At 29.8% G+C, this 15,398-nt stretch carries 16 protein-coding genes; 12 read left to right on the top strand and 4 right to left on the bottom strand.

Going from position 1 to position 15,398, the window contains the following annotated elements:
- Window positions 1–33: 33 nt before the first annotated feature.
- Window positions 34–690, bottom strand: a complete 657-nt coding sequence (locus AXY43_RS04405; RefSeq protein ID WP_236886673.1) for a Crp/Fnr family transcriptional regulator — start codon at window positions 688–690, stop codon at window positions 34–36.
- Window positions 691–766: 76 nt separating this feature from the next.
- Between AXY43_RS04405 and AXY43_RS04400 the strand changes: the two genes are divergently transcribed.
- The 5 genes from AXY43_RS04400 to AXY43_RS04380 all read left to right on the top strand — a co-directional run bounded on the left by AXY43_RS04400 (window position 767) and on the right by AXY43_RS04380 (window position 4,759).
- Window positions 767–1,639 (top strand): YitT family protein, encoded by an 873-nt coding sequence (locus tag AXY43_RS04400; RefSeq protein ID WP_105411078.1) that lies wholly within the window; start codon window positions 767–769, stop codon window positions 1,637–1,639.
- 240 nt (window positions 1,640–1,879) lie between these two features.
- A complete protein-coding gene (locus AXY43_RS27585) occupies window positions 1,880–2,134 on the top strand; it encodes a hypothetical protein (RefSeq protein WP_242986359.1) in 255 nt (84 codons plus the stop codon).
- Window positions 2,135–2,251: 117 nt separating this feature from the next.
- Window positions 2,252–2,461, top strand: a complete 210-nt coding sequence (locus AXY43_RS04390) for an alpha/beta-type small acid-soluble spore protein (RefSeq protein ID WP_061114876.1) — start codon at window positions 2,252–2,254, stop codon at window positions 2,459–2,461.
- A gap of 737 nt (window positions 2,462–3,198) precedes the next feature.
- Window positions 3,199–3,909 (top strand): DedA family protein, encoded by a 711-nt coding sequence (locus tag AXY43_RS04385; protein WP_105411077.1) that lies wholly within the window; start codon window positions 3,199–3,201, stop codon window positions 3,907–3,909.
- 157 nt (window positions 3,910–4,066) lie between these two features.
- Complete coding sequence (locus tag AXY43_RS04380; protein ID WP_105411076.1) at window positions 4,067–4,759, top strand: MBL fold metallo-hydrolase; 693 nt, start codon at window positions 4,067–4,069, stop codon at window positions 4,757–4,759.
- A gap of 126 nt (window positions 4,760–4,885) precedes the next feature.
- Here AXY43_RS04380 and AXY43_RS27580 read toward each other — a convergent pair whose 3' ends face one another.
- Entirely contained in the window at window positions 4,886–5,050 is a 165-nt protein-coding gene (locus tag AXY43_RS27580; protein ID WP_023973835.1) for a hypothetical protein, read from the bottom strand.
- 583 nt (window positions 5,051–5,633) lie between these two features.
- On the opposite strand from AXY43_RS27580, the gene AXY43_RS04375 reads away from it, so the two are divergent.
- Window positions 5,634–5,798 (top strand): Spo0E family sporulation regulatory protein-aspartic acid phosphatase, encoded by a 165-nt coding sequence (locus tag AXY43_RS04375; RefSeq protein ID WP_078117502.1) that lies wholly within the window; start codon window positions 5,634–5,636, stop codon window positions 5,796–5,798.
- 1,178 nt (window positions 5,799–6,976) lie between these two features.
- Here the strand turns inward: AXY43_RS04375 and AXY43_RS04370 are convergent.
- Window positions 6,977–7,552, bottom strand: coding sequence for a class I SAM-dependent methyltransferase (locus AXY43_RS04370; RefSeq protein WP_077869342.1), 576 nt, complete (start codon window positions 7,550–7,552; stop codon window positions 6,977–6,979).
- A 333-nt stretch (window positions 7,553–7,885) separates the two neighbouring features.
- Here AXY43_RS04370 and AXY43_RS04365 point away from each other — a divergent pair, with 333 nt between their 5' ends.
- A complete protein-coding gene (locus AXY43_RS04365) occupies window positions 7,886–9,442 on the top strand; it encodes a peptidoglycan-binding domain-containing protein (RefSeq protein ID WP_242986293.1) in 1,557 nt (518 codons plus the stop codon).
- 454 nt (window positions 9,443–9,896) lie between these two features.
- On the opposite strand, the gene AXY43_RS04360 is transcribed toward AXY43_RS04365, so the two are convergent.
- Entirely contained in the window at window positions 9,897–11,294 is a 1,398-nt protein-coding gene (locus AXY43_RS04360) for an aspartate ammonia-lyase (RefSeq protein ID WP_105411075.1), read from the bottom strand.
- Window positions 11,295–11,449: 155 nt separating this feature from the next.
- On the opposite strand from AXY43_RS04360, the gene hydF reads away from it, so the two are divergent.
- The 5 genes from hydF to AXY43_RS27570 all read left to right on the top strand — a co-directional run bounded on the left by hydF (window position 11,450) and on the right by AXY43_RS27570 (window position 15,169).
- Complete coding sequence (gene hydF, locus AXY43_RS04355) at window positions 11,450–12,688, top strand: [FeFe] hydrogenase H-cluster maturation GTPase HydF (RefSeq protein WP_105411074.1); 1,239 nt, start codon at window positions 11,450–11,452, stop codon at window positions 12,686–12,688.
- 371 nt (window positions 12,689–13,059) lie between these two features.
- Window positions 13,060–13,677, top strand: coding sequence for a DUF3267 domain-containing protein (locus AXY43_RS04350; protein WP_039768266.1), 618 nt, complete (start codon window positions 13,060–13,062; stop codon window positions 13,675–13,677).
- A gap of 460 nt (window positions 13,678–14,137) precedes the next feature.
- The gene (locus tag AXY43_RS04345; RefSeq protein ID WP_242986291.1) at window positions 14,138–14,569 is read left to right on the top strand and encodes a hypothetical protein; all 432 of its coding nucleotides are present in this window, start codon (window positions 14,138–14,140) and stop codon (window positions 14,567–14,569) included.
- A gap of 142 nt (window positions 14,570–14,711) precedes the next feature.
- Window positions 14,712–14,900, top strand: a complete 189-nt coding sequence (locus AXY43_RS27575; protein ID WP_243099167.1) for a hypothetical protein — start codon at window positions 14,712–14,714, stop codon at window positions 14,898–14,900.
- Window positions 14,897–15,169: a cupin domain-containing protein gene (locus AXY43_RS27570; protein WP_243099166.1), complete on the top strand. Its 273-nt coding sequence runs from the start codon at window positions 14,897–14,899 to the stop codon at window positions 15,167–15,169. The genes AXY43_RS27575 and AXY43_RS27570 overlap by 4 nt, the downstream gene beginning before the upstream one ends.
- Window positions 15,170–15,398 lie beyond the last annotated feature (229 nt).

Below are 15,398 nucleotides of genomic sequence, written 5' to 3'. Positions count from 1 at the left end.
AGCATAGCCTATTTTTAAGATAATTCTAGCCTTCTACTCTACATATTTAATTAGAGCTTCTCTTTCTAGTATTATTACTTTTTTATATTTTAATTTAATATATCCTAGTTTGCTAAAGTAGTTTAATATCTTGGTGGTTGTGACTCTATTTAGGCCAATGCAAGAAGCGATTTCCTCATGAGAATAGGGAATGCAATCTTCGCTTATATTTTTATCTTTATTAGGAACAGCTGTCTGTTGCAGCAAAAAATTAGCTACCTTTTCATAACGATTATAAAAGTAAGCTTGGTTAAGCAGACTTGAAAGATGATTACATGTATTTGAAAGTAACTGAAAAAGTAGAATCATCAATTCCTTTGATTGAGTTAGGTAAGGATACAGATCTTCTAATGAACAAGAAATCAATTCAACATCATTAACTGCACTTACTGTAGTAGGCTGTTTTGAACTTTGAATGAAAGATGATTCGCCAAATATTCTACCTTTTTCAACTATCTCTATTGTAATTTCACTACCGTCTTTTGAAGAAGAATATACTCTCACTCGACCAGCCTTTATTAAGTATAGATGGGTTGCGTTATCATCTTGCATATAGATAATATCATTCTTATTATATGTTAATGATTTTCCAACTTTTTCAAAATAATAATACAATTCTTCTGGAATTTTTATTTTATCCAAATTTTTCACCTTCTTTTATGAGATTGTAACATAGATTACATTTTTGTTTCAAGTATTATGGTATTCTGTGTCTTGGGGTGATAACATGAAAGGAAAAATCAATAGTTTAATTTACATTCTTCTAGGAAATATATTAATAGCTTTTGCTATTAGCACATTAATATTAGAAAATAATATTATTGTTGGTGGAGTTACAGGATTAGGAAGAGTGATAAATAATTTTACTGGGGCAAGCTTGACAATAGTTGTGTACATTATAAGCATTGCATTATTTTTATCGGCATTATTTTTTTTAGGAAAGAAATTTGCTTTATCTACTTTAGTATCTACATTTTTATTTCCTATTCTTTTGGACTTTTTTGAAAAGCATGAAAATCTGCATCATTATTGTAATGATATATTATTAGCATGTGTCCTTGCAGGATGTTTAATAGGAATAGGAGCAGGACTTATATTAAAAGCAAATGCATCATCTGGTGGAATTGATATTATAGGAATTATAATAAATAAAAAATTTAATACTCCAGTTCATATCACTTTAAATGTAATTGATTTGTGCATCTTAACTTTGCAAATTACATTTTCAAGTGTTACTAATGTATTGTATGGTCTGGTTGTTGTATTTTTAACTTATTTTATGTTAAATAAGACTTTAACTTTTGGAAAAGAAATGATACAAGTAGTTATTATGAGTGATCATTATGATGAAATAAAAAAGGCTATTATCTTGGAGGCAGATACAGGAGTAACTTTATTGCATGCAGAAAAGGGATACTCAAAAGTTGAAGCTAAAGCTATCAGCACAGTTATTCCAGCTGAGAAGCTGCAAAAAGTAAAAAATATTGTTAATAAAATTGATTATAGCGCCTTTATAACAGTATCAGACGTTAGGGAAGTTGGGGGAAGAGGATATACTCTAAATCGTGCATATGACAATTTAGATGTGTCTACAACGTAATTAATAAAAAATGATTAATAATAGAAATTTAAATGCTCAAGGTGAAATATTTATACTAAAATTGATAATTTAAAGGATGCTATAAAGCCTAATACAATAATGTATTTAAAGAATAGTTTAAAATCATAGCTTGGCAAGTATGTTAAAGAAAAAGATCCAAAGCCAATAAATCATTTTATAGAATTTTTTAAAGCTGCATATCCTGAAAATAGTAGAAGAAAAGATTTTACATGGGTGTTAATGGATGTAAATAGCATATCAGAGGAACAGGCATGGACTACTTTAACTTACATTAATAGAGAGTGCCTAAGTAATTATATGAGACTAAGTTCTTCTCAGAAAAAAGACATAATAAAAGTAATTGAAAAAGTGATTGCTAAAGGCAATGTTAAATTTATAAATAATATGAAAAGTCTTAAGCAATTTACTGATATTTTAGGGATAAATATCATAAATGATGGTAAAGGATTCAAAGTAAAACATAAGATTATCTAAAGTTATCTAATACAAGCTATCTGTACTACTTTTGTTAATATTTTTATAGATTATAATTTATCATACTGGTTAATATATTACTGCAAACAAAATATTAATTAAGGGAGGTAGATGTATATGTCATCAAACAATAGTGGAAGAAACAGAACATTAGTACCAGAAGCAAAACAAGGATTAAACAGATTAAAAACTGAGGTTGCTTCAGAAGTAGGATTAAATGATTACGAAAATCAAGATAAAGGAAATTTATCTTCAAGACAAAATGGATACGTTGGCGGTTACATGGTTAAACACATGATTGAAAGCTACGAACAAGGTTTAAAGTAATTAGTAACATAGAATAATAGAAAACCATTTCTTCGCAATATAATAACTATCCCCTTGCGGTTAAAAAGCCAGCAGAGCAATATAACATTGTTATATTTGTTCTGTTGGCTTTTTATAATTTTTAAAGACATATATGCTAAATGATTATAGATAAACCACCTATAGTCTATACTTATGCGTATACCTCGCCGAAATGAATAATATACTTTTGTTACAGTTTCTAGGCAATTCTGATGGTGATTCTAAGGCTATAAAGTTGCACCCAAAGTGCTAGCCTCAAAGAACAAGCTTTGAACTAGCACATTTGGAACAACTTATAGCCAAAGAATCACTTTCATCAAAATTGCCAATGAAACATTCCACAAAAGTATATTACTCATTTCTGGTTGGAATATATTTCATAGTTTAAGTATAGTTTATGACTTTTAAGGAAGAAATGAACTTGAAGTTTTTGTAACTTTGTAAATATGCTTATCTAATGAGTATATCTAATAGCCTATTTACCTATATATTCGATTTAAGAATTTGACATATACATCAGATTAGACACTAGATAATGTTTATCTATAAACTATGCAAAATAAATGAAAAGAGGTTATAATTAGTAATATAATAAATGCATTAATTCCAAATAAATCATATTGACCTCGGATTTTGCCTTAAGATATTGGGAATTAAGATAAGATTTATTGCTAAGGAAGTATGCAGAAAATTATTAAGCCGTGGAAGTGAGAGTATTGGATCATGTTATAGAATTGTTTAATCATTACGGATATATAGCAGTGCTTATAAGTTTAGTGTTAGAATTAATAGCATTTCCTTTGCCTGGTGAGGCACTAATGACTTATTGTGGATATGTTGTTTATATGAATAAAATGAGTTATCTGCTCAGCATTATAGTGGCTACAAGTGGGGCTATAATAGGTATTACTATATCATATTTCATTGGCAGGGCATTAGAAATAAGATTAATTGAGAAATATGGATCTTATATTCATCTAAATAAAAATAGGATGGATAAGATTTCAACATGGTATCAAAAATATGGTGGTATATTGCTGATTGTAGCATATTTTATTCCAGGAATAAGGCATATTACAGGCTACTTTTCTGGCATGACTAAGGTATCATATAAGAAGTTTGTGATTAGTGCATATTTAGGTGCATTAATATGGACTACTACATTTATATCTTTGGGAAGGGTTCTTGGAGCAAACTGGAATAAATATAATGAAATATCAAAATGGTATCTATTAATAGCAGTTTTAATCGCTATATTATTAATACTTCTTTATATAAGCTATAAGGAAAAAATAAATGTATTTTCTAAATTTCTAAAAGAAGAGTTTTGTAAAATACTTTATTCAATGCTTAAAGTAAAGGTATTGGTTACTGGATTAGCAGTTTTATTTTTGATATTTATAGTTGTTATGATAGGATTTATTTAAGATTAGTAAGTTAAGATTTGATAGAGAGTAAAAAATAAAATATATTCGCCAGTGATTTTGCTTGTCTTAAAGAATTGATTATTTAAGTTAAATTGGTGAAGATTACTCTTGTGGATGTAGAGCATGAGATGAAATTTATAAAAAAAGGATGATGCAAATGAATATTACATATGTTGAACATAGCTGTTTTTCAGTTGAACTTGATAAAGTAGTTTTGATATTTGATTATTTTAAAGGTCAGCTTCCAGATTTTGATCTAGAAAAGACAATATACGTGTTTTCAAGTCATAATCACCATGACCATTTTAATATAGATATTTTTCAGTTATTAAATAAATATCCAAATGTTGTGTATATTTTTTCAAAAGATATCAAAAAGAAATTTGGTAGAAAATTTTTTAATACTCATGGCGTTGATGATGAGGTTTATGAAAAAATAGAATTTATAGATATTAATAAAACTCTTGAAATATCAGATTTGAAAATAGAGACATTAAATTCCACAGATGAGGGCGTAGCATTTATTGTAACAGCAGAAGATAAAACAATTTATCATGCTGGGGATCTTAATCTATGGTGGTGGAATGGAAGGGATCAAAAGGACAATGAAAGTGCAAGAGAAAGATTTGAAGAAGAAATTAATAAGATCAAGAATAGACATTTTGATGCTGCATTTGTAGTTTTAGACCCTAGGCAAGGGGACGAATTTTACTTAGGATTTGATTATTTCATGAAAAACACTAATACAGATAAAGTGTTTCCAATGCATTTTTGGGGAGACAGCTCCGTAATAGAACGATTAAAGGAAATGAAATGTTCAGAAGATTACCGTAATAAAATATTTCTTTAATAAATTAAAAAAAGAGTGAGTATTATGTTGTTAAGTTTTTTAACATATAACAAACAACAATTGGCACTCTTTTTTGCTTATTATATTTAGATATCTTGGACTACTTTAATAAATATAGATACATTGTTATTCAACTTTTTTAAATGGGATAACATTATTCTTTTTAGGCATATCTGTGAAATTATCATCTTCGATCTCCTTTTCAGTAAAACTTAAATCAAGATCTTTATTTAGTAGTTTAATAAATGATATAATTCTTTCTCTACGAGTTTGAAATAGCATTTTGTTCATTAAAATTCTCCTTTTTACAAAAATTAATATGAAAATAGCTTGCCCTCAAATGAATAAAATATTCAAAATTAGGCACAACAATTCTATAAATTTAAAAATATATAATTTAATAAAACTAGCCCCTTAATTAATAAGGGGCTAGTAAAAGAGAAGAATAATGGCCGGGGGTGCAATTTAATAAGTTTGAATGTTGTATCAAGAGTAGTCTATGAAACATTGTAATATATATTCAAGTTATAATTAGTAAAAATAGAGTTTTTAGGATAGATTGTTTTAATTTATTAGTGACTACTCATAATCACTTATTTTTAAGATATAAATTTACTTTCCTATTTGATATTATGTATGAAATTGGTTAAACGTAGGCAAGATGTTATATTAATACTATTTTTTCTAATATTTTTAAAGAGTATAAGTGTCAATTGCGGTTAATATATTAGTGTCAAAACAAATTAAAATAAGCCAGTAGGGAATACAAGCAAACCCTTCTTATATAACACTTTCAGTAATATATCCTACGGGTTTATCTAATAAAATTATGCAAAAATTCTTAAAGATATTAACAAATAAAGGAGAATTAATTATGGATTCTATAAACAAAATAGATAGTGAAATTTATAAGATGGAACAAAACCTTCTAAATGTAATAAAGGAAAAAGTTGATTTGTTCGATCCTGAGGTAATTGTTGCAAGTGAACAATTAGATTCTATTTTGGACGAGTATAGCCATTTAATTCAATTAAGCTAGATAGAAATCTAGATAAAAGAGAGTTCTTATAAAGAGGGGCTCTTTTTTTGTGATATAAATATAGATAAACCAAGTATGGATTAGAATCATACATATAGCCAACCGAAAGTAAAAACATTGTTGCTTCGCAGGACTATAAAAATTTCGCTGAAAGTGCTAAATTGCAGGTTGTCGCCACTTGTGCTTGCTCCCACTTTCAGTGTGACAAGCACAAGTAGAACAACCTACAATAAAGCACTTTTAACAGCTCATTTTTAAATGCCTGCTGCGCAAAAATGTTTCTACTTTCGAGTATTGAATATATTTCAGGAGATAAACCAACTGTGATCTATACTTATGCATATAACTCGCCAAAATGAATAACATACTTTTGTTCCGAAAAGCTATGAAAATATCGCTGAAGGTTCTAAGCATCAGGTTGTATAATTTTAGCATGCTCGAACTTTCAGTTTGACAAGCTAAAATAGAACGACCATTAGCGGAAACTCTACTCACGTTCGTTAGCTGAGTAAGCGATTATCACTAAATCAAAGATTTGGGTTCTCTGCTTAAGAGCCTTTAACAGCTCATTTTCAAATGTTTTCTCCATATTATTACCCTTGTAGTTACAAATATATTTATGATTTCTTGTGAAGATATGAACTTAAAGTCTCTTAGTAATTTTGTAAATCTGTTCATCTAATAAGCCTAACTCTTAGGTTGTTTATGAATAGGCTCCAGAATGAGAGTGGAAATTATATGGATATCAGTCCAAATTGAATATATATTTGTTACAAATGAATATGAAAATTTCTCTGCTTGATATATTTCAAACTTTCAATGGGGAACCCTATGATAAACCAATTAAAAGTTAGATTTATACTATGAAATATATCCTAACTAGAAATAAGAATTATGCTTTTGTGAAATGTTTCATCAGGAATTTGATGGTTTTGATTCTTAGATTAAAAGTTGTTCCAAATGTGCTAGCTCAAAAAGTGAGAATCGAAATTTTACATTTCGTTCTTCGAACTTTCTCTGTGAGCGCTTGCCTTTGAGGCCAGCATCTTGGGTACAACTTGTGATCTTAGAATCATCCATCATAATTTCCTTAGAAACTGGAACAACAGCATAATTCTTATTTCGGCGAGGTATACGCATAAGTATAGATTATAGTTGGTTTATCAATAGAAATTGATTTATTTTTGGGCAATTATTCCGTAGAAGTCTTCACCAATATCTATAGTTGATATGGTTGAAAAATTAAGTTCATCCAATAGTTTTATTAGATCCATCCTGTCTAATCTACGTTCAATAGGAGGTCCAAAATTACTATCAATTTTTTCCCATTCAAGTATAGCAATTTTCCCTTCTGGGCATATTATTCTTTTTATTTCATTTAAAAATCTCTCTTTTTCTTCGACTTCATGAATTATATTACTTGCAAAAGCAAATGTGACCGAATTGCTTTCTAATTTTAAGTGATTTTCCTCTGTTAAAATAGTCTCAACATTTGATATGTTATTTTCAATTATTTTTTCTTCAACATCTTGCAACATTTCATCTGATATATCAAGTGCTAATATCTTACCGTTTTTTCCTACAATTTTAGAGGCGGGAATAGTAAAATATCCAATGCCGCATCCTATATCAGCCATTACATCTCCAGTCTGCAGATCAAGATTAATAAGTGTCTGTTCAGGTGGCAATATTTTTCTTCTCTTTTCATTTTCTATCTTGAGCGTGTCTTTTGCATCTAGTTTTTGTGTCATCATTTAAAAATACACCTCCTAAAATTTGTTTTAGGTACATGAAAGAAAGTAATAGACCAAAGATTCATGAGATATTTCGTATAGTTTCTCCACCAACACTACCGTTTTATCTTGAAGAAACTTTCCTTTATTCATGCTCTATTTGTCCTGTATGAGTTCAATTAAATTAAGCTGGAATATAAAATTCCAAATTAAAGGTTTCACATAAAAAGATATTAAGAGTACATAAATATTATGCACTTTCAGTAAATAATTATTAACCATAATTATATTTTTTAGTAATAAATATTGCATTTATTAAATATAATATCTTGAAAAAATAGAAAGAGGAATGTTATGGAGAATATAAGTAGTGGAAATGTTACAGGTAGTACTGGCGAAAATATGATACCAAATACAGCTGGAGGTTCAACTTTAAGTGCAGGAGGTGCTACAGGAAGCGCTGCTGGGAATGTCACAACACCAAGTACTGGAGGTGCTACATTAGGTGCAGGAAACATTACAGGAAGTGCCCCAGCAAATACTGGAACGACGCCAAGCACTGGAAGTGCTACACCAAAAATAGGTGGCTTGAAGATACAATGTTTCAGAGGAAACGATTATATTCCAGTAGATAGAGCTAGAATAACAGTAAGAGGACAATCTACTTTAGGTAATGATAGAACCATTGAGTTAGTTACTGATGTAGTTGGATTAACTAATATTATAGAACTACCGGCACCACCATTGGAATATTCCTTAAATCCTAATAGTAATCAAATACCTTATAGTTTATATGATATAACTGTTGAGAGAGAAGGGTTTAATCCTATAATAATAAGAGGATGCCAAGTGTTTCCTACAGAAATTGCATATCAGATATGTAATTTGCAACCTAATTTAGGCAGAGGCTCTATGAGACAAGAAGTTATAGACATACTGCCAAATACTTTGAATGGAAATTTTCCTCCTAAGATACCAGAGGCAGAAGATAAGCCATTACCACCGCCAACTTCAGGGGTTGTATTACCACAGCCTGTAGTGCCTGAATTTGTCATTGTTCATCAAGGTGGTCCAAATGATCCATCAGCACCAAATTATAAGGTGCCATTTAAAGATTATATTAAAAATGTTGCCTCATGTGAAATATATTCAACTTGGACAGGATCAGCTATAAGAGCAAATATTTTCTGTATTGTATCATTCACATTAAATAGAATATTTACTGAATGGTATAGAGGTAAGGGAAAAAATTTCGACATTACAAGTTCTACAGCTTATGATCAAGCATTTAATTATGGCAGAAATATTTATGATAACATAAGTGAACTTGTAGATGAAATCTTTTCAACATATATAAGAAGAGTTGGAAGAAAGCAGCCGCTTTTTGCACAATATTGCGATGGAAAGAGCGTTACTTGTCCTAACTGGTTAAGTCAATGGGGAAGTCAAGAATTGTCACGCCAAGGTCTTGGACCATACGATATATTAACACGTTACTATGGAAATAATATTGAATTAACTACAGCTGAAAAAGTTGCTGGAATACCAGTATCATACCCAGGAAGAGAATTGACACTTGGGTCATCAGGAGCACCTGTAAGAGCAATTCAAGGTCAATTAAACAGAATAGCAAGAAATTATCCACTTATTCCTAAGATTGCTGAAGATGGGAAATATGGACAAAAAACAGCTGCAGCAGTAAAAACATTTCAACAAATATTTACATTACCTCAAACAGGAGTAGTTGATTATGCAACATGGTATAGGATATCAGATATTTATGTTGGAGTAACAAAACTTGCAGAACTTAATACAACTGAATCAAGCAGAAGCTTTGGAATGAATGAATTTAGACCACCAGTTATACCTGGATTTGATAATGAAAGGAATATTCCAAGATTTTATTATTAAAATAAAAGTGTGCCCTTTAGAGTAAAAATATACTTTAAAGGGCACATCTATATATCCAACTTTAAAATTAAATTTAAGTGGTAACTTACCGGAATCATAAATATTTTGATTCCGAAAAGCTATGAAAATATCGCTGAAGGTTCCAAGCAACAGGTTGTATCCACTTTAGCATGCTCCAACTCTTAGTTTGACAAGCTAAAATGGAACAACCGTTAGCGGAAACTCGACTCACGTTCGTTCACTGAGTAAGCGATTCTCACCAAATCAAAGATTTGGGTTCTCTGCTTAAGAACCTTTAACAGCTCATTTTCAAATGTTTTCTCCATATTATGACCCTTGTGGTTACAAATATATTTATGATTTCTAGTGAAGATGCGAACTTAAATACGTAGCAACTTTGTAAATATATTCGTTTAGTAAGTCGAATTTTTAAGTTGGATATCTATAATTTGTTTTATTTTCCTGGGATATGGGTTCTTATTAATTCAGTTGGGGATAATATTTTATCAATAATATCTTCAGGTAATATTTGTTCTTCTAGAAGAATCTCTCTTATGGTCTTTCCAGTTGCTAAGGCTTTTTTTGATATTAAGCTGGCTTTATCATAACCTAGGTGAGGAACTAATGATGTTGCAGAAACTAAGGAATTTTCTAGGTTTTCTAAACATCTATCCTCATCCATTTTTAGATCATTTATGCATTTATCTTTAAAAAGTGTGACGCTTCTTTCAAGAAGTTCTAGAGATTCAAGTAGACATTCTGCTATAAGTGGAGTAAAAGCGTTTAGTTCTAATTGTCCCATAGAACTTGCCATGGTTATGGCGCTGTCATTAGAAATAACTCTTAAGCTTACTTGAGCAACCATCTCAGGGATAACAGGATTAACTTTTCCTGGCATAATTGTTGAGCCTGCCTGCATCTTAGGAAGAATTACTTCTCCTATTCCACCACGAGGACCAGAATTAAGGAGCCTCAAATCATTTGAAATCTTAAGAAGATTTACGCTGCACGATTTTAAAAGTCCAGAAGTTTCTACGAATATATCACAGTTTTGTGTAATGTCCATAGGGTAATCAGATCTTGCTATTCCAAGACCAGTAAGGTTTTGGATAATATCTGTCATCATAAATACATATTTATTTGTAGCATTTAAACCTGTACCTATAGCAGTACCACCAAGGTTTATCTGTCTTAATCTTTCTTCTACTTTGTATATTCTCCATCTATCTCTTTCGATAGCTTTAGAATATGCTCCAAAGCTTTGTCCAGCAGTCATTGGAAGGGCATCCATTAATTGAGTTCTTCCAAGCTTTATTATATCTGAAAATTCATTCTCCTTAATTTGGAGAGCTTCTTGCAGACTCGATAAAGAATCACTTAACTTTCTTATTAATCTAATTGCCGCAATTCTAAGGGCAGAAGGGTAAACATCATTAGTTGATTGGGACATATTAACATGGTTAAGAGGATGAACTAAATTGTAATCCCCTTTAACTCCACCTAACAATTCAATAGCTCTGTTAGCGATAACTTCATTTACATTCATATTAGTAGATGTACCAGCTCCACCTTGAAATGCACTAAGTTTAAATTCATAATCAAATTTTCCGTCTATAACTTCTTCGCTTGCTTTTATTATTGCATCGGCTTTTTCAGGGTCAAGAAATTTTAAGGTTTTATTTGTCATAGCAGCAGCTTTTTTTATAAGTGCAATTTCTCGTATTAAATTTAAATTTACACTTTTGCTGTTTAAATCAAAATTCTCCAAAGCTCTTGCTGTATTTATTCCACTATATGTAGAATTATCAATATTCTTTTCACCTAATACATCTTGTTCTAATCTATAATTCAAAATGAACACTCCTTAATATTTTTGTACTGATAATAAATCATCAATAAATAAAGAATTATTTTGCAATGTATATATTTCTATTTTATATTATAATAGAATAGGCAACTTAAAAAAATATTTTTGAGTAATTAAAATTAATTCAAAGGAGAAATAATATGAGTTTAAATACAACACCGTCTGGAGAAAGAGTACATATTGCTCTATTTGGTATGACAAACGCTGGAAAATCAAGTATTATAAATGCACTTACAAATCAAGAAATTTCAATTGTTTCTGATGTTAAGGGGACAACTACAGACCCTGTTTATAAAGCTATAGAAATTCTTCCGATAGGACCTTGTATGATTATTGATACAGCAGGACTTGACGATGAAAGTGAATTAGGTGAGTCAAGAAAAAAGAAAACTATTGAAGTTTTATCAAAAACAGATGTTGCATTAGTAGTGGTAGATGCTACTGTTGGAGTCACTGAAAATGATAGATTAATAATAGATCAAATAAAGGAAAAGAAGATACCTACAATTTGTATTTTTAATAAGGCAGATAAGAAAAGCATAGCAAAAGAGGAATTAGCTGAGATAGAAAAGACAATTGGAAGTACTGTTGTTTCAGTTTCTGCATTAAATAAAAATGGAATAGATGAGCTTAAGCAAAAAATTATAAGCGTAATACCAGATAATGAAGATAAATTTAAATTAGTTGGAGACCTTATAAGCCCAGGAGATTTAGTTGTTCTTGTTACACCTATTGATAAGGCAGCACCTAAAGGAAGATTAATCCTTCCTCAGCAGCAAACAATAAGAGACATAATTGAAAGTGATGCCATAGCTATTGTAACAAAAGAGCATGAGTTAAGAGAAACTCTTGAAAATTTAAAGAAAAAACCTAAACTTGTTATAACAGATTCACAAGTTTTCTTAAAGGCATCAGCAGATACACCTAAAGATATTATGCTTACATCATTTTCAATATTGCAAGCAAGATATAAGGGAGATCTTATGGAGCTTGTAAAAGGAGCTAAAGCAGTAGAAAGTTTAGAAGATGGGGATTGTGTTTTAATCTCAGAAGGATGCACTCATCACAGACAATGTGACGATATTGGAACAGTTAAAATACCTAGATGGGTACGTCAAATGACAGGGAAACAAATTAATTTTGAATATTCTTCTGGAAATTCATTTACTGATGATGTTAAGAAATACAAACTTATCATTCATTGTGGAGGCTGCATGTTAAATAGAGCAGCTATGCTTTCAAGAATTGGTAATGCAGTTAAATATGAAATTCCAATTGTAAATTATGGAGTATTAATAGGGTACGTTCAAGGAATTTTAGAAAGAGCACTTGAACCTTTCCCAATGGCAAAAGCAATATATGATGGAGATTTTAATTAAATAAAACTTACTGTAAGTAGAAACATTGTTATTTCGCAGGACTATGAAAATTTCGCTGAAAGTGCTAAATTGCAGGTTGCATCACTAATGCTTGCACCCAATTTCCTAGGAAAGCTCGACTCATTACATTCACTGAGGAAGTTCGAGAACACAAAAGAAAATTTTGGACTCTCACTTCATAAGCGTTAGTGGAACAACCTACAATCAATAACTTTTAAAAGCTCATTTTCAAATGCCTGCTACATAAAAAATGTTTCTACTTTTTAGTTGAAGCATTTTTCTTTATATAAATTTAGCTTTATGTAGTAACTTACCGAAATAAGGATTATTCAATAAAAATCAATTATGTTTTGATGAAAGGATTTTAATTAATGAGATATTTAAAGAAAATACCTTCTGCAGATAAGGAAGTTAGTATTAAGCTAATATCAGAGGGATGGACAAAACTAAAAGAACCCTCTAATTTGGGTATAGCAATGTTACTATCAGTGCCTTTTATGCTTATAAATGGGATTATATCTATTGCTATTTCCTATTATTTATATCCACAATTGAAAGAAATTTTTAGCAGTAGTAGGCATGGCTTTAGTATTAATTTCACAGTAAATTTATTTACTCTTATATACATTGTTGCAATTTTCATCTTTATGACTATACATGAATTTCTTCATGCTTGTTTTATACCTAATGTATTTAAATCAAGTCAAATATATTGGGGGATAAATGGCTTTTTCGGATTTGTTTACACTACTGAAAAAGTCAAAAAGAACAGATTTTTAATTATTTCTATTATGCCTTTCATTTTGTTGTCAGTTGTATTACCCTTTATTCTAAATTTTTTGGGATGGTTAAATGGATTCACTATATTTCTGTGTTTATTAAATGCAATGGGTTCATGTGTCGACTGTCTGAATATATATTTAGTAGCAATTCAAGTTCCAAAGGGTTCATATATTGTTAATAATGGATTTGAAACATATTTTAAGTAATTTAAGATTATGAACGTAATATTCCTACATTGAGTTTTATAGGTGGACAATATCACTTATAATTTTTTCAGGCTATATTTCAAAATCACATTAAAACGCAGCCAAAATAAAGATACCAACATTTCAGTTTAAGAAAAGTTGGTATCTTTATTTTGGGCTCTGATAATGAATGTATAGCATATGTGATATTTTGTAAATGATGTTATAATAAGTGTTGTGTAGCACTATAATCTAATGAACAAGTGCAAATATGTAATAATAGGGAGAATCAACGTTGAGTATTATCGGAATTATAATTATAATAAGTATATTTTTGTTAACAGTCACAGTTCTTACTTTAGGATTTATAAAGAAAAAATTCTCAATAAAGAAGATATTTAAAATTATCATTACTATTTTTATCTTAATTTGCTGTATTATATTTGGTGCTTATAAATATTTCCAAAGGTCAAGCAGCTTTATGTTTACCAAAACAACGACTCTTAACCAAGAAAATATAGATGGCATTCAAATGTATGAGAGTATTGATAGTAAGGAATTTATACAAAAATACGGGACAAATCTTGAAAAAATTGATAATGCACTATTTGACTACTATAAACTAAGTGATGGTTTAAAAATTGCTACGAATAAACAGAGACAAATTATTAGAGTTATTATTAACAGTGAAACCAACAGTAATATGAAGACAAGTAAAGGTATTGGGTTAGGGAGCTCAGTTGATGATGTGATTAATGCTTATGGTACTAACTATTATAAGAGGACTGAGGAACAAATGCCTAGCTCGCCAGTAATTGGATATGTAGACCATGGAAAAAAAGTAACAATTGAATTTTGGAATGCAGAAGATAAAGTAGTAAAAATAAGATATGATATTACTTCCATGGAATAACATCATATATAATCTGTAGATTTGACGTGGTAGTAAGTGAAAAAAGATGTTCTTAAAGAAAATAAAGCTAGATTTGATATAATATTTCAAGGATAATAATATCATATTAAATATATTAAAAGGAAAGGAGATGTTTTGAATTATGGTTAATATATTAAATATTAATAATTTGCCTAATGAATACACAATAGATTTTCTAGGCAAAGCTAATACTTCATATTTGGGTAAGGCAGCTGGTAGTGAGAAAATTTATATAAATATTGACAGAATATTACAGGAGCTAAAAGTGCTAAATATCACAGCCACACAAAACAAGAAGAATTTTTTATGATTATTAGTGGATGTGGAACTCTGAGGATGGATGGTAAAGAATATTTAATAAAAAAGGGAGACTTTATTGCTAAAACTGCAGGAAAAAATATAGCACATCAATTCATAAATACCGGGAATGAAACATTGGAAATATTGGATGTTGGTACTAAAGAAGAAGGCGACATGGCATATTATCCAGATGAAGATGTATATTATTTAAGTGAGCAGAAACTTATTTTTAATGGAAATAGTAAGTTAAATGGATGGGATTCTGAGCCAAATAAGTAATTTGGGAATATAATTCTATGAACGAGAATAATGTGTGATTGAGTTAATTCACAGTTTTCTTTCAGGTATACATAGGAAAAATAAATAGTAGATTGAAATATCACATTATTCAGTATGAATTTGTGATATTTTTTTGTTACGCAATTCTAAAATAAAACGTGATAGTAAATTATGAGGTAGTAAATTATGAGGTAGTAAATAAAAAACGTAGATTTTAGTATTTGGGAAA

The organism is Clostridium sp. MF28 (assembly GCF_002969175.1).
In the GTDB taxonomy this organism is placed as follows: Bacteria; Bacillota; Clostridia; order Clostridiales; family Clostridiaceae; genus Clostridium; species Clostridium beijerinckii.
This window is presented reverse-complemented; position numbering and strand designations above follow the sequence as displayed.

Bases quoted from the DNA above. Each gene is read 5' to 3' on its own strand.
- hydF (WP_105411074.1), top strand. From the start codon at position 11,450: ATGAGTTTAAATACAACACCGTCTGGAGAAAGAGTACATATTGCTCTA.
- AXY43_RS04370 (WP_077869342.1), bottom strand. From the start codon at position 7,552: ATGATGACACAAAAACTAGATGCAAAAGACACGCTCAAGATAGAAAAT.
- AXY43_RS04345 (WP_242986291.1), top strand. From the start codon at position 14,138: ATGTTTACCAAAACAACGACTCTTAACCAAGAAAATATAGATGGCATT.
- AXY43_RS04350 (WP_039768266.1), top strand. From the start codon at position 13,060: ATGAGATATTTAAAGAAAATACCTTCTGCAGATAAGGAAGTTAGTATT.
- AXY43_RS27570 (WP_243099166.1), top strand. From the start codon at position 14,897: ATGATTATTAGTGGATGTGGAACTCTGAGGATGGATGGTAAAGAATAT.
- AXY43_RS27575 (WP_243099167.1), top strand. From the start codon at position 14,712: ATGGTTAATATATTAAATATTAATAATTTGCCTAATGAATACACAATA.
- AXY43_RS04390 (WP_061114876.1), top strand. From the start codon at position 2,252: ATGTCATCAAACAATAGTGGAAGAAACAGAACATTAGTACCAGAAGCA.
- AXY43_RS04380 (WP_105411076.1), top strand. From the start codon at position 4,067: ATGAATATTACATATGTTGAACATAGCTGTTTTTCAGTTGAACTTGAT.
- AXY43_RS04375 (WP_078117502.1), top strand. From the start codon at position 5,634: ATGGATTCTATAAACAAAATAGATAGTGAAATTTATAAGATGGAACAA.
- AXY43_RS27580 (WP_023973835.1), bottom strand. From the start codon at position 5,050: ATGAACAAAATGCTATTTCAAACTCGTAGAGAAAGAATTATATCATTT.
- AXY43_RS04365 (WP_242986293.1), top strand. From the start codon at position 7,886: ATGGAGAATATAAGTAGTGGAAATGTTACAGGTAGTACTGGCGAAAAT.
- AXY43_RS27585 (WP_242986359.1), top strand. From the start codon at position 1,880: ATGGATGTAAATAGCATATCAGAGGAACAGGCATGGACTACTTTAACT.
- AXY43_RS04400 (WP_105411078.1), top strand. From the start codon at position 767: ATGAAAGGAAAAATCAATAGTTTAATTTACATTCTTCTAGGAAATATA.